Raw genomic sequence first — 14,093 nt, forward strand, 5'->3', positions numbered from 1 at the left:
CCAACGGCACTATCAACGCACCGGCACACCCGGGGGTATCTCCCCCGGAAGGTGAATTCCCGCGCATGTGTACGGACTGCGGAACGATTCGGCACGCGCTTTCGTGAACCCGTTCGACAAACGTCGGTACGTCAACACGTGACATTGATTGATCAGTTGGTCGTAAGAATGTGCTAGGAGCCGTGGTCAGCGCGTCCTGCGTGATTTTCAACCCGCGCTCTGTCACGGTGCATTCCTGTTCGGATGGTTGACTGTGGAGAGCAACCAGCATTCCGCCGGCATTTGCGAGCGGGCGAACAGGAGTTCGTCAAAGCTCCGATTTCGCGCCGGCGCGCCGAACAAGGATTACCTGCCCGGCCGACCCCTCGTTGATAGCGAGACAGCCCGCTGATGTGGCGGACAGGGCAGGCAGCACACATCCGATTCTTCATGTCGCGGAGAGAGAGAACGGCGCGCGATGCCGCAACACCAGCAGGACCCGGGCCGGCTGACGGTGCTCCACCTCGTTCAGCCGGTCGACGGCGGGGTCGCCCGCGTCGTCACCGACCTGGTGCGGGCCCAGGTACGTGACGGGGTCCGTGCGGTCGTGGCCTGCCCTCCCGGCGGTGTCCTGGCCGACGACGCGGCCGGGGCGGGCGCCGAGATCGTGCCCTGGGCGGCCGGCCGTTCCCCCGGCCCCGGGCTCCCCGCCGAGACCGCCCGCGCCCGCCGGGTGGTCCGCGAGGTGCGTCCCGACCTGCTGCACGCCCACAGCGCCAAGGCCGGACTGGCCGGACGGCTGGCGGTGCGCGGCCGGGTCCCGACGGTGTTCCAGCCGCACGCCTGGTCCTTCGAGGCGGTCGGCGGAGCGACCGCGTACGCCGCTCTGCGCTGGGAGCGGTGGGCCGCGCGCTGGGCCACCCGGGTGCTCTGTGTCAGCGAGAGCGAACGGCTGACGGGGGAACGCGCCGGGATCGACGCCCGCTGGGCGGTCGTTCCCAACGGCGTCGACCTCGACCGTTTCACCCCGGACGGCGGACCGCAGGACACGGCACTCGGGCTGCGCACCTCGCTGCCCGCCCTCACCGACCTGGGTCCCGCCGACCGCCTCGTGGTCTGCGTGGGCCGGCTGTGTCCGCAGAAGGGCCAGGACCTGCTCCTGCGGGCCTGGCCCGAGGTCACCGCCCGGCTGCCCGACGCCCGGCTGGTCCTGGTGGGCGAAGGGCCCGACCGCGCCCGGCTGCTCCGGGACGCCCCCGAGGGGGTGCTGTTCGCCGGGGCCACCCGCGACGCCGTCCCCTGGTACCGGGCCGCCGACGTGGTCGTCCAGCCGTCCCGCTGGGAGGGGATGGCGCTGGCCCCGCTGGAGGCGATGGCCTGCGGCCGCCCCGTGGTGATGACCGACGTCGACGGCGCGCGGGAGAGCCTGCCGCCCGGTCAGGACCGCTTCTGCCTGGTGCCGCCGGAGGATCCGGGCGCCCTCGCCCAGGCGCTGCTCGGCCTGCTGACCAACCCCGGCGTGTGCGCCACCGCGGCCCGCCGGGCCCTCAACCACGTGCGCACGACATACGACGTGCGGCGGACGACGGCATCGGTCGCGGACCTCTACCGCGACCTGCTCGATCCGTCGCGACCCGAGTGCAGGGAACGCATCACGCGATGACGACGGAGAGCGCAAGCGCGCCCCACCCGGCCCGGAACGTGCGGCAGACCACGGTCGCGCCCGCCACCCACGCCCCGATCTCGCCACCCCGGCAACCGTCCGACGCCGCCGTGCAGCGGCGCCCCCACGCACGGGTCGCCGTCCGCCACCGGGCGGTCGTCCCGCTCGTCGTCACCGACTGCCTGGCCGCCGCCGGCGTGCTGGCCGTCCGCCCGGGTTCCCCGGTGCTGCTGCTCGGCCCGCTCCTGGTGTGCCTGACGCTCCTGCACACCTACGCCGGGCTCTACCGCACCGGCCTCGACCCGGCGGCACTCGACGAGTTGCCCGCGCTGGTGGGCTGCTCGGCCCTCGCCTGGTGCGCCTCCGCCACCACCCTGGCCGCCGTCCGCCCGGCGCACTCCCCCGGCTGGCCGGTGCTGCTCACCACGATCGCCGCGACCAGCCTGCTGGCCTGCGCCGCCCGTGCCGTCATCTACCGGTTCCAGCGCTGGTCGGCGACGCGCCACCCGCGCTCGACGCTGCTCGTCGGGGCGGGTCCCGTCGTCCAGCAGGTGGCCGACGTGCTGTACGCGCACCCCGAGTACGGCATGCGGCCGGTCGGCGTGGTGCACCCGTACAACACCCCGGGCACGGACTCGCCACTTCCCGTGCTCGGCTCCGTCGGCGACATCCACCGGGCGATCATCCAGAACTCCGTGCGCTACGCCGTGTTCGCCGGCCCCCGGCGGGCAACCCGGCGGCCGCGAACCTGGTCCGGCTGCTCGCCGCCCGCGGCTGCTGTCTGTGGCAGGTCACGTCGGGGCCCGGCTCCAGGACCGCCGGGCGGCCGGCGGCCGGCCATCTGTGGGGCTTCGCCTGCGCCCGGCTCGACCCCTACCCGCGCCCCGGCGCCGGCCTGATCGCCAAGCGGGTGCTGGACGCCCTGCTCGCCTTCCTGGCGCTGCTGCCCGCCGCCCCGATCCTGGCGCTCAGCGCACTGGCCGTGCGGCTCTCCGACGGCCCCGGGGTGCTCTTCCGGCAGGAGCGCGTCGGCCTGGACGGGCGGCCGTTCGTCCTGCTGAAGTTCCGCACCCTGCGGCCGAGCGACGAGCGGGAGTCGGCCACCCGGTGGAACGTCTCCCACGACCGGCGGATGAGCGCCGTCGGCCACTTCCTGCGCCGTACCTCGCTGGACGAGCTGCCGCAGCTGTGGAACGTCCTGCGCGGCGACATGAGCCTGGTCGGCCCCCGGCCGGAACGGCCCTACTTCGTCCGCCAGTTCAGCCAGACGTACCCCGGCTACCAGGAGCGGCACCGGATGCCCGTCGGCATCACGGGCCTGGCGCAGATCCACGGGCTGCGCGGCGACACCTCCATCGAGGACCGGGCCCGCTTCGACAACCACTACATCGAGAGCTGGTCGCTGTGGCAGGACATCCGGATCCTGCTGCGCACCGCGACGGCGCTCTTCCGGTTCGGGGGGAGCTGAGCGTGGCCGTCCTCCCGGACACCGCCCCCCGCCCCGTTCGGCACGCGCCGGCCGCCCGCCCCCCGGCCCGCCGCGCCGTGGGCCGATGGGCCTGGCTGGGGCCGCTGCTGCCCGCGGTGGCGACCGTGCTGCTGCTCGCGGCCCCCGTCGGCGCGGGGGATGTGAGCGCCTCCGGGAAGATGACCCCCGCCGACGCAGCCTCGGGAGTACTGGTCGCGTTCTGCGCCGTCCGGGCGCTGCGGGCGCGGACGCGTCCGCTGACCGCGGGGGCCGCCCTCGTCCTGGGCGCCCCCGTCGTCGCGATCGCGGTGGCCACCCTCGCCGCCGCCGATCCGGCGGCCGGTGTCGCCGGATTCGTGCGGTACCTCCAGGTCTTCGTCCTCGTGCCGACCGCGCTGGTGCTGCTGCTGCGCACCCGCCGCGACTTCCTGGTGGTGGCCGGCTCCGTCGTGCTGCTCGCCCTGGTGCAGGGCGCGTTCGGGGTCTACCAGTACGCGACGGGCACCGGCGCCTCGTACGTCGGCGAGAACATCCGCGCCGTCGGCACGTTCGGGCCGTCGGACGTGATGGGCATGGCCACCGTGGTCGCCTACGGGCTGGTGATCTCCGTCGGCCTGGCCCTCGCGCCGGCCGCGCCCGGCTCCCCCCGCCGGCTGCGGCCGGTCGCGCTCGGCTGCGCCGCCGCGCTCGTGGTCCCGCTGGTGCTGTCCTTCAGCCGCGGCACCTGGATCGCCACCGTGCTGGCGTGCTCGGTGATGACCGTGCTGGCCGGCTGGCGCCAGGCGGTACGGATCCTGGCGGTGACGGCCGCGGCGGGGGTGGTGCTGGTCGGCGGCGCCGGGGTGGGCTCCCAGCTGATCAGCGACCGGGTCGCCAGCATCACGCAGGTGACCGACGCGCCCGACTCGTCGGTGACGGACCGGTACAGCCTGTGGGCCGCCGCCACCGACATGTGGCGCGAGCGGCCGGCCACCGGCGTCGGCCTCAAGGGCTTCCCCGCCCACCGCGACGGGCACGCCGCGCTCAACCTGTCGTCCGGCAGCGACACCGACGGCGCGGGGCAGGGGTTCGCGCGTGAACCCCTGCTGTCGCCGCACAACATGTACCTGCTCATCCTCAGCGAGCAGGGGCTGATCGGGATCACGCTGATCGTCGGCAGCTGGGCGGCGCTGCTGGCCGTCGGGCTGAGCCGGCTGGCCGGCGCCCGGCGCGCGGGCCGCGGCACCGAGTGCGGGCTGATCGCGACCGGGCTGCTGCTCTGGCAGTGCGTCGACTTCCTGTACGCGGACATCGGCGGGCCTTCGACCGTGCTGACCGCCATGCTCTTCGGGCTGGCCGCCGCCTGGGCACTGCGCCCGGAGGCCACCCGGTGACGGACACCACGGCGCCACCCGAACCCCCCGCGCACCCGCCGCGATCCGCCGTCTCCGAGGGCGTCCCAGCAGTCGTTCCCGGTGTCGTCCCGGGTGCCGTCCCCGCTCCTTCCCTCTCGCCGGACGGCGGCGGACCGGCGAAGGAGCAGCCCCAACCGTCCGGCCTGGGGCGGGTGCTGGCGCGGGCCGCGGCCGTCACCGCCGCGCTCACCGCGCTCGGCTCGCTGCTGGGCCTGGTCCGCGACCAGACGATCGCCCACCTCTTCGGCGCAGGACCCGCCACCGACGCGTTCCTGGTCGCCTGGACCGTGCCGGAACTGTCGTCCACCGTCCTCATCGAGGACGCGATGGCCCTGCTGCTGATCCCGGCCTTCAGCCTGGCCCTGGCCCGGCGCGGAGCGGGACAACGGCCGGACCCCGTACGGGCGTTGCTCGCGGCCACACTGCCCCGGCTGCTGCTCGCCCTGGGCGCGGCGATGGTGCTGCTCGAACTGGGCGCGCCCGTCGTCGTCGGGATCCTGGCGCCCGGCCTGAAGGACCCCGCGCTCGCGGTCGACTGCACCCGCCTCACCGCCGCCACCGTCCTGACGTTCGGCCTCACCGGCTACTTCAGCGCGGCGCTGCGCGCCCATCGCCGCTTCGTCCCGCCGGCGGCCGTCTACGTCGTCTACAACGTCGGCATCATCGCCACCCTGCTGCTGCTCCACGCGCGTTGGGGAGTGCGCGCCGCCGCGGCGGGGGTCGCGGTCGGCGGGCTGCTGATGGTGCTCGTCCAACTCCCGTCATTCCTGCGCCGGCTGCCGCCACGCGGGCCGCGCCCGCGGCGCTCGGTGCGGGCCGCCGCACGGGCCGCCGGAGCCACCGGCGCCGCGCCCCTCGGGGTCGCTCTGCTGGCGCCCGTCATCATCTTCAGCCTCTGCCGCCAGGCGCAGGTGCTCATCGAACGGTTCCTCGCCGCCTCGCTCCCCGCGGGCGCCATCTCGCATCTGAACTACGCGCAGAAGGTCGCCCAACTGCCGATGGTGCTCTCGTTGATGATCGTCACCGTCACCTTCCCGGTGGTCGCGCAGGCGCTGGCCGACGGTGAGCCGGAGAAGGCCCGGCGCCGGGTGGAACGCGATCTGACGCTGGCCGGCATCGTGGTGCTGCTCGGCACCGCGTTCGTCATCGCCTGCGCGCCGCAGATCATCCAACTGCTGTTCCAGCGCGGCGCCTTCGACGCGGCCGACACCGCCGCGACCGCGTCCGTCATGCGGGTCTACGCGCTGGGCCTGCTCGGCCAGAGCATGGTGGGGGCCCTGGTCCGGCCGTTCTTCTCGGCCGCCCGGCCCACCTGGTACCCGGCCGCCGCCATGGGCGCCGGACTGCTGATCACCATCACCGCGGGAGCCGTCACCGTCGGGTACTGGGGCATCTACGGCATCGCCGGCGCCAACGCCGCGGGCATCACGGCCACCGCCGTGCTGCTGCTGCGCGGCCTCGGCGCGCAGGTGATCGCCATCAGGGCCCGCACCGTCGCGGCAGCTCTCGGCCGGCTCGTCGTGGCCGCCGCGGTCGCCACCGGGGCCGGCTGGGCGACCGCCCGCCTGCTGCCGGGACCGCTCCTGTCCACCGCCGTCTGCTGCCTCGTGGTACCGGCCATTTTCACCGCGGCCGCCGCCGCCGTAAGGGTGCCGGAAGTCCCGCACCTGCTCGCCACCGTGAAACGGAAGCTGCCCCATGTCCGCTGATATCGCACCCGCCCACATCCCTCCGCGCCGCTCCGCCGCCCGCGACACCCTGTCCGGACGAGGCCGTCGGACAGCGCCGTGGGTGCTGATGTACCACTCCGTCGGGGAGTGCGCCGACGATCCGTATCTGATCACCGTCAGCCCCGACCGGCTCGAACGGCAACTGCGGTGGCTGACCAGCCGCGGCCTGACCGGGGTGGGTGTCGCGGAGCTGCTGCGCGCCCGCGCGGACGGCCGCGGGAAGCGGCTCGTCGGGCTGACCTTCGACGACGGCTACACCGACTTCGTGGAGCACGCGGTACCGCTGCTGCTCCGGTACGGGCACTCCGCCACCGTCTTCGTGCTGCCCGGCAGGCCCGGCGGCGCCAACGACTGGGACGAACTGGGGCCGCGCAAACCGCTGCTGACCGAGGAGGGCATCCGCGCCGCGGCCGCCGCCGGCATGGAGATCGGCTCCCACGGCCTCGTCCACCTGGACCTGACGGCCACCGCCGACGACGTGCTGGCCGCCGAAGTGCGCGGCAGCCGCGACCGGCTCCAGGAGATCACCGGGAAGGCCCCCGAGGGCTTCTGCTACCCGTACGGCAAGCTGGACGCCCGCGTCGTCAACGCCGTACGCGCGGCCGGCTACGCGTACGGCTGCGCCGTCGGAGCGGGCCCGCTGACCGGGACGCACGCGCTGCCCCGCGCCTACGTCGGGGAGCGGGACACCGCCGGGCGCCTCCACCTCAAGCGCCTCCACCACCTGCTGCGCCGCCGCCCGCTGCCGTTCGAGGGCGGCTACGCCGCGCTGCCGTACGCCCGCACCGCCGGCGCCACCGCCACCCGGGATTCCACGACCGCCCCCGAAGTGCCGGACGCGCGCGCCGCCGAGGGCTCGCCGGTCTCCCCGGAACCCCGGGTCGAGCAGGACGGCCGATGAAGGTCCTGCACATCATCACCGGGCTCGGCATCGGCGGGGCCGAACAGCAGTTGCGGCTGCTGCTGCGGCATCTGCCGCTGTCCTGCGAGGTCATCACCCTCACCCACCCGGGTCCGGTCGCCGAGGGCATCCGCGCCGACGGCACCCCCGTCACCCATCTGGGCATGACCGGGAACCGGGATCTCACCGCGCTGCCCCGGCTCACCCGGCTCATCCGCGCCGGGCGCTACGACCTCGTCCACACGCACCTCTACCGGGCCTGCGTCTACGGCCGGATCGCCGCCCGGCTGGCCGGGGTGCGCACCGTGGTCGCCACCGAGCACTCCCTCGGGACCACCACGATCGAGGGCCGCCCCCTCACCCGCGGCACCCGCGCCCTGTACCGGGGCACCGAGAAACTCGGCAGCGCGACCGTCGCCGTCTCGGACACCGTCGCCGAACGGCTGCGCGCCTGGGGCATCCCCGGGCCGCGGATCCACACGGTGCCCAACGGCATCGACGCCGGGGCGTTCCGCTTCGACGCCGCGGCCCGCGCGGCCACCAGGACCCGCCTCGGACTCCCGCAGGACGCCTTCGTGGTGGGCGGCGTGGGGCGGCTGGTGCCGAGCAAGCGGTTCGACCTGCTGGTGCGCGCGGTCGCCGGGCGCCCCGGCGCCCAGCTGCTGCTGGCCGGCGCGGGACCCGAGCGCGACGCGCTGCTGAGCCTGGCCGCCGGACTCGGCGCGGCCGACCGGATCCATCTGCTGGGCGAGAGCGGCGGCGCGGACGACCGCGGCACGGCGCCGGCCCTCCCCGCGCTGCTCGCCACCGTCGACCTCTTCGTCTCCGCCTCCCGCGAGGAGACCTTCGGTCTCGCCGTACTGGAGGCCCTCGCGGCCGGGTTGCCCGTCCTGTACGTCACCTGCCCGGCCATCGACGACCTGCCCGCCGCGGACGCACCCGGCGCACGGCGTATCGGCGCCGGCGCCGACGCGCTCGCCGCCGCCCTGCGGCAGCACCAGGAGGCCGGACCGCACCGGCTTCCGGTGCCCTCCGCCGTCGGCCACTACGACATCGCCGGCACCGCCGGCCGGCTGGCCGAGCTGTACGCGCTCGCCGCCGCCCGGCCCTGACCCGAGCCCACAGAAAGAGCGAACCCATGGACGAGACCCCCACCCACGCCCCCGGCGCGCCGACCCGGCTGCGGGACGCGTCGCGACGGCTGCCGCGCTGGTGGCCGCTGCCGCTGTGCATCGGCCTCGGGCTGGCCGGCGGCCTGGGCTACGGCCTGGCCACCCCGCCGCAGTACTCCGCGACCAGCTACGTCATCGTCGTGCCGCAGCACTCCGACCCGGCCACCGCCCTGGGGTTCGCGCAGGCCTACGGCCGCGTCATCACCGGTTCCACGGTGCTGGCCGATGCGCAGGAGGACGCGGGCGTACCCCTCGCTCGGCTGCGCGAGAACGTGCAGGTGGCCACCTCGCCCGACGCGCCGATGATCGCGATCACCGGTACCGGATCCCGGGCCCGCGACGCCTCGGACATCGCCAACGCGGTGGCGAACTCCCTGACGGCCACCGGCAACCGGAACGCCGCCAACACCGGGGTGCGGCTGCTGATGTTCTCCCCGGCCGCCGTCCCCGCCTCGGCCGCCTCGCCCTCGACGGCACTGTCCGGTGCCGTCGGCGGCAGCGCCGGCGGCCTGATCGGCGCGCTGGTCCTGCTGGTCCGCCCCGGCAGCCGCGGCCGCCGGGCGGCCGGTCACGCCACCGTTCCCGCCCCGGCCCAGGGCAGCCGTCCGCCGGTCAAGGAAATGGCGTGATGACCGGGGGCGACACCACGGCCGTCCGCTCGGTGACGATGTGCCGCGACCCGCTGCAGTTCGCCGCGCTGCGGGAGGAATGGGGGCGACTGCACCGGCACTGCCGGACGGCCACCCCGTTCCAGAGCCACTCCTGGCTGCACTCCTGGTGGACGTCGTACGGGCGGCCCCGCCGGCTGCGGGTGCTGCTCGTCCGGCAGGACGGGCAGCTCATCGGCGCCGCGCCGCTGATGCTCGTCCACCGGCCGCTGCCCGTCCTGGTGCCGCTGGGCGGCAGCATCACCGACTTCTTCGACGTGCTGCTCGACGACAACGCCACCGACGCCGCCGTCACGGCGATGGCCACCGGACTGCGCCGCGCGGCCCGCGGCGCGCTGATCGACCTCCGCGAGGTACGGCCGGGCGCCGCCGCCGAACGGCTCCACGACTGCTGGCAGGGACCCAAGCGGCGGCTGGCGGACTCCGTCTGCATGGAGCTGCCCGGTGTCCCGCTGGCCGAGCTGATCACCCGGATGTCCACCTCCCGCGGCCAGCGCACCCGGGCCTATGTGCGCAAGCTCGACGCCCTGGGCATCGAGGAGCGCGTCGTCTCCGAGCACGAGGTGCCCACCGCCGTCGAGAACCTGCTGCGCCTGCACATCCTGCAGTGGGAGGGACGCGGGGTGACCCCGGAGCACGCCAGGCCGCGCTTCGCCGCACACCTCAAGCGGGCCGGGCAGCACATGGTGGCCGGCGGCGACGCCGTCATCACCGAGTACCGGCTGGACGGCGAAGTGCTGGCGGCGGACCTCAAGGTGCTCTCCCCGCAGCTCGTCGGCGGCTATCTGTTCGGCGCCGACCCCCGGCTGCGCGCCACCAAGGCCGATCTCACCACCATGCTGATCAGGAACGGCGCCGGTCACGCCACCGCCGCGGGCGGCGGCGGAGCGCTGAGTCTGCTGCGCGGCAACGAGGCGAACAAGCTGCCCTGGTGCCCCGACCTCGTCGCCAACCAGCGGCTGCTGATGACGTCGCCGCTGTTCGCGCCCGCCCTCCGGCTCCAGGTCGCACGGGCCGCGCTCCGGGACCGGGTGGCCGCGGCGGTGCGCCGCCATCTGCCGGTGGTGCGCGGCTGGCGGTCGCGGCTGAACACCTGGCGGGCGAAGCGGGTCTGAGGCCGCCTCCCCGCCGGCACCATCCGGAAACGACCACGACCTGCGGCGCGCGTCCATCCGCGTGCCGCAGGTCGTCGGGGTCCTGAACGCGTCAGCCGGGGAGGTCGCTGAGCGGCAGCGGCGGGACCGGGACCGGGAGGGCCGGGAGCGCCGGGAGCTTCGGCAGGCCGGGCAGGTCCGGGGCGGGCAGCGCACCACCGAGGACCGTGGCGACCAGGAAGTTGACCAGACCGGTCACGGTCGCGAGCGCACTGCTCAGGACACCCGCCACGTCACCCGACGTGGCCGCCTTCAGCAGGTTGTCGACGGCCGTCTGCAGACCGGCCAGCGCGTCACCCGCGACGTCGGCCGCACGCGGTGCGGAGCGGTCCGCGGCACTGACGCCGTGCGTCGGCAGCCCGGGCACCGCCGGAACCGCGGACAGCGCGGGGGCGGCCGGGACGGCCGGGACGGCAGGCACAGCCGGGACGGCGGGCACAGCGGGAACCGCCGGCACGGCAGGGGCGGCCGGGACAGCCGGGACAGCCGGAGCGGCGGGCGCGGCCGGGACGGCCGGCGCGGCGGGGACCTTCGCCGCGGCGATCGCGGCCTTGACCGCGTCGGCGTGCTTCGTGGCGTCTTCCGGCGACAGCTTGTTGCCGGGAGCCGCGAGCACGGCCTTGACCGCGTCCGTCACCGGCGTCAGGACGGCGCCGACGCCGGCGAGGGAGGTGACTTGGGCGAGTAGTGCGGCGGGATCAGGAGCCGCCGGGGCGGTGCGACCGGTGAAGGTACCGGTGGGAGCGACGTCGGGGGACGCGAATGCCGTTCCGGCAGTGCCGAATGCGAGTGCGCCGACGAGGGCGGTGGAGACGATCACGCCGGTCGTCCGGTGGGTGCGCATGAAGATGTTTTCCCTTCGCTGAACAGACGGGTGTACTCCACAACCGTCGAAAGCGAACGGCGGCCCCGCAACCTGTCAACTACCGGCACCCGCGTGTCGCACCGCCCTGTTCCAGCGGGACCGGCGGTGAACAGCCCCTGGACACAGCACATTCGGCGGCGCGAGCCGCCACGAAGGGATTGACGGCGGCCGCGTGCGCCAACCGGGTGCCCCGGGAAAACCGGGGGCGCCGGAAAACGCGACGGTGGCCGCGTACGGAGTACGCGGCCACCGGCGTGCGATGAGGTGTCAGCTATCAGCCGTTGCCGACGCCGTTGCCCGAGAGCACCGGGATCTGGCTCAGGATGTGCGACAGCGGCTCGTCGCCCTTGATCTGCGAGGAGTTCTCCGTGCACTGCTGGTTCTGCGGCGACGACAGGACGTTGATGTCCTGGGCCGTGATCGGCACGAGGCCGACGAGCGAGCCGACGTTCGCCTTGAGCGGCAGGCCGACACACGGCTTGTTGAGCGTGCCCTGGACGAGGCCGACCTGGGGGCTCATCACACCGTCGGTGTGGGTGTTGCCGTAGCTCTGCTCCGCCCCGTTGCCGTTCGTGGTGGAGGCTCCGTCGTCGTTACCGATGGCCAGCGCCTGCGGGGCAGCCATGGCGGAGAGACCGACGATGGAAACGGCAACTGCTGCACTGGCCATGAACTTCTTAAGCACGGTTCGCCCTTCTTGAAACTATGTTCCTGTCATTGAAGCGAACTGATCAACTGCCCATCTCTGGTTTGGTTCCGCGATTTCACTCCACTAGCCCAACCGATTTTCCATGCGGGCGCCCGGCGGCATTGCCGCCGGGCACGTCGCGTGACGGTCAGCTCTTCTTGGGGGTCTGCCATTCGACGCGGAAGCACAGCTTTCCGGTGCCGAACTGGCGCTTGAATTCATCTCCCATGTCGAGCGGCAGGCAGACCTCGGCGGGCGCCGTGGGTGAACCGAGCGTCGGAGCGGGCTTGAACGGCCCCACCGGAACCGCCGTGCACACGGGTCCGGCCACCTGGACGATCGGAGCCGGCGGCACGGCCGCCGCGGACGACGTGGGCGACGTGGGCGACGTGGGCGACGGAGTCGGCGTCGGGGTCGTCGCGACCGGTGCGGGCGACAGGCTGGGGGCGGGACTGAAGCCGGGGTCCGGCGTCGGCGTGCAGGGCGCACCGATCGTCGGCAGGGTCACCGGCACCGGAACCATGACGGTCGGAGCGGGCGCGGGAGCCGTGCCGCCGGTGGCGGCCGGGTCGGGACCCGGAGCCGGCAGGGGGGTGAGCGTCGCGGCGGGACTCGGCGCGGGCGCCGGGCTCAGACCGGGAGCGGGCGCCGGAGCCACCACCGGATCGGCGGTCGGCGGCACCGCCGGAGCCGCGGGCGGCGTCACCGTCGCCGGCGGCGTCGTGGCGTCACCCGGCGCGGGGCTCACCGGCGCGGCCGGGGACTCGGCCGGGGTCGGGGACTCAGCCGGGGTCGTCGCGCCGTCCGTCGGCGTCGGTGCCGGTGCCGGCGTGGGCACGACCGCGGGCGTCGGCGGCACACTCGGTGTCCCGCTCGGCGTGGTCGTCGGCGTGGGAACGGTCGTCGGCGTCGTCGTCGGCGCGGGAACGGTCGTCGGGGTGGTTGTCGGCGTGGGAACCGTCGTCGGCGTCGGAACAGGGGTCGGTACCGGTGTCGGTACCGGCGTCGGCGTCGGCTCGATGCGGGCGAAGTTCGTCGAGCGGAACACCTTCGACGACTTGGGGTTGTCCGTGCACTGCCACACGCCGTGCGGGCAGTAGTCGGTGAGCGTCTGATAGACCGGCCGGTGATCGTTGATCCACCCCAGCATCATCCGCATGTAGTCCGCGTTGTCGCCGTTCCGGAAGAGTCCCCACTCCGGATAGGAGATCGCCTTGTTGTGCTCGGCCGCGAAGTCCACCTGGGCCTGGAGACCGAACGGCTCCTCGACCTGGTCGTAGAAGGAGTCGCCCGGCGGCTGGTCGTAGGAGTCCATACCGATGATGTCCACGGTGGAGTCACCCGGGTAGCACGACGTCCAGCCGATGGCGTCCTGGCCGCGGTTCGGCGCGAAGTCGAACCGGAACCGCTGCCCGGGAACGGCGCGCATCGCCGTCACGATGCGGTTCCAGTACGTCTTCCAGGACGCCGGATCCGGACCGCAGCGGTGGGTGTACGTCGTGCCGTTCATCTCCCAGCCCAGCACGACGACCGTGTCGGGCACACCCAGCGCGACCAGTCGCCGCGCCAGCTCCGTGAAGTGGCTGTCGAACCGGCCCGCCGCGCCGGAGCGCAGCAGCGACCGCACCTGGCTGTCGGAGATGTGCTGCTCGTTGCGCTCCTGCATCGGCACGTTGAGGACGAAGAGCCGGTCCGGCTCCGCCTTCTTCCACTTCGCCCACGGCTGCAGCAGCTCGGGCTCGCCCTCGATGTTGTCCCAGCTCTCGCCGGGGAGGTAGGTGTGGCCCACCGTGAGGTTGGTGCCGCCCAGCCACTGCTGCAGATCGGCGATCCGCTGCACACCGTCGGCACCGGAGGACGTGAACGCCCCCATCGGCGTGTATCCGGCGGTCGACGCGGGGCGCGTGACCCCGGTCGATCCGGGCCCCGGCGGTCCGGCGGCCGGTGACGGCGGTGCCGCATCGGCGGTGTCCGCCGCGATGCGCAGGTCGTCGACGGCGGTGTGGGTCATCCCGAGCATGAGCAGGCCGGCGGTGGCCGCTCCGACACATGCACCAGTCAGTCTCTGGCGTCGGTGGGCCATGTTTGCTCCTCCTGCGACGTTACCGACGCGGAGCACTGTCTCCGGACGGTAATTCAGAAGGTATGAGCAACCGGGTGAGCGGGCCTCTTCTGATAGTCCATTAGGAAACGTGCGCCGGTCAGAACCGCCGGAGAATCCGTCGGGTCGTCAGATCGAGTGAATACCCGGCCCCCGGTTGACTTCCGCCGCCGTACATCGGATTTACGTTCGTCACGGGTCGGAGGCAAACGCCACCCGCACGAATGGAGTTCTGTACTCCGGCTGCCGTGATGAGCGAGCGCCTCACGCCGGGAGCAGGATGATGGTGCATAGCTGACGGACAGTCGGC

10 protein-coding genes and 1 pseudogene are annotated in these 14,093 nt (G+C 73.8%); 8 read left to right on the forward strand and 3 right to left on the reverse strand.

The window, feature by feature from the left end; genetic code table 11:
* The first annotated feature begins 457 nt into the window (after positions 1–457).
* From LNW73_RS15315 to LNW73_RS15350, 8 genes and pseudogenes are all read left to right on the forward strand, one after another.
* A complete protein-coding gene (locus LNW73_RS15315) occupies positions 458–1,642 on the forward strand; it encodes a glycosyltransferase family 4 protein (RefSeq protein ID WP_250990279.1) in 1,185 nt (394 codons plus the stop codon).
* Positions 1,639–3,110, forward strand: a pseudogene (locus tag LNW73_RS36675) (sugar transferase). The gene LNW73_RS15315 and the pseudogene LNW73_RS36675 overlap by 4 nt, the downstream one beginning before the upstream one ends.
* A 2-nt stretch (positions 3,111–3,112) precedes the next feature.
* Entirely contained in the window at positions 3,113–4,483 is a 1,371-nt protein-coding gene (locus tag LNW73_RS15325) for an O-antigen ligase family protein (protein WP_374118102.1), read from the forward strand.
* The gene (gene murJ / locus LNW73_RS15330) at positions 4,480–6,213 is read left to right on the forward strand and encodes a murein biosynthesis integral membrane protein MurJ (RefSeq protein WP_250990280.1); all 1,734 of its coding nucleotides are present in this window, start codon (positions 4,480–4,482) and stop codon (positions 6,211–6,213) included. Before LNW73_RS15325 ends, murJ begins: the two co-directional genes overlap by 4 nt.
* A complete protein-coding gene (locus LNW73_RS15335; protein WP_374118103.1) occupies positions 6,203–7,135 on the forward strand; it encodes a polysaccharide deacetylase family protein in 933 nt (310 codons plus the stop codon). Before murJ ends, LNW73_RS15335 begins: the two co-directional genes overlap by 11 nt.
* Positions 7,132–8,247: a glycosyltransferase gene (locus tag LNW73_RS15340; RefSeq protein ID WP_250990281.1), complete on the forward strand. Its 1,116-nt coding sequence runs from the start codon at positions 7,132–7,134 to the stop codon at positions 8,245–8,247. The genes LNW73_RS15335 and LNW73_RS15340 overlap by 4 nt, the downstream gene beginning before the upstream one ends.
* A 26-nt stretch (positions 8,248–8,273) precedes the next feature.
* Positions 8,274–8,936: a lipopolysaccharide biosynthesis protein gene (locus tag LNW73_RS15345; protein ID WP_250976890.1), complete on the forward strand. Its 663-nt coding sequence runs from the start codon at positions 8,274–8,276 to the stop codon at positions 8,934–8,936.
* Positions 8,936–10,090: a GNAT family N-acetyltransferase gene (locus LNW73_RS15350; RefSeq protein ID WP_250990282.1), complete on the forward strand. Its 1,155-nt coding sequence runs from the start codon at positions 8,936–8,938 to the stop codon at positions 10,088–10,090. Before LNW73_RS15345 ends, LNW73_RS15350 begins: the two co-directional genes overlap by 1 nt.
* 91 nt (positions 10,091–10,181) lie before the next feature.
* On the opposite strand, the gene LNW73_RS15355 is transcribed toward LNW73_RS15350, so the two are convergent.
* The 3 genes from LNW73_RS15355 to LNW73_RS36680 form a co-directional block, all read right to left on the reverse strand.
* Positions 10,182–10,973 carry a hypothetical protein gene (locus LNW73_RS15355; protein WP_250990283.1) on the reverse strand — a complete coding sequence of 264 codons (792 nt, stop codon included), beginning with the start codon at positions 10,971–10,973 and terminating at the stop codon, positions 10,182–10,184.
* Positions 10,974–11,268: 295 nt separating this feature from the next.
* On the reverse strand, positions 11,269–11,679 hold the full coding sequence (locus LNW73_RS15360; protein ID WP_250976887.1) for a rodlin: 411 nt from the start codon (positions 11,677–11,679) through the stop codon (positions 11,269–11,271).
* A gap of 151 nt (positions 11,680–11,830) precedes the next feature.
* Positions 11,831–13,693 (reverse strand): glycoside hydrolase family 26 protein, encoded by a 1,863-nt coding sequence (locus LNW73_RS36680; protein ID WP_374118104.1) that lies wholly within the window; start codon positions 13,691–13,693, stop codon positions 11,831–11,833.
* Positions 13,694–14,093 lie beyond the last annotated feature (400 nt).

Source organism: Streptomyces sp. RKAG337 (assembly GCF_023701715.1).
Taxonomy (GTDB): Bacteria; Actinomycetota; Actinomycetes; order Streptomycetales; family Streptomycetaceae; genus Actinacidiphila.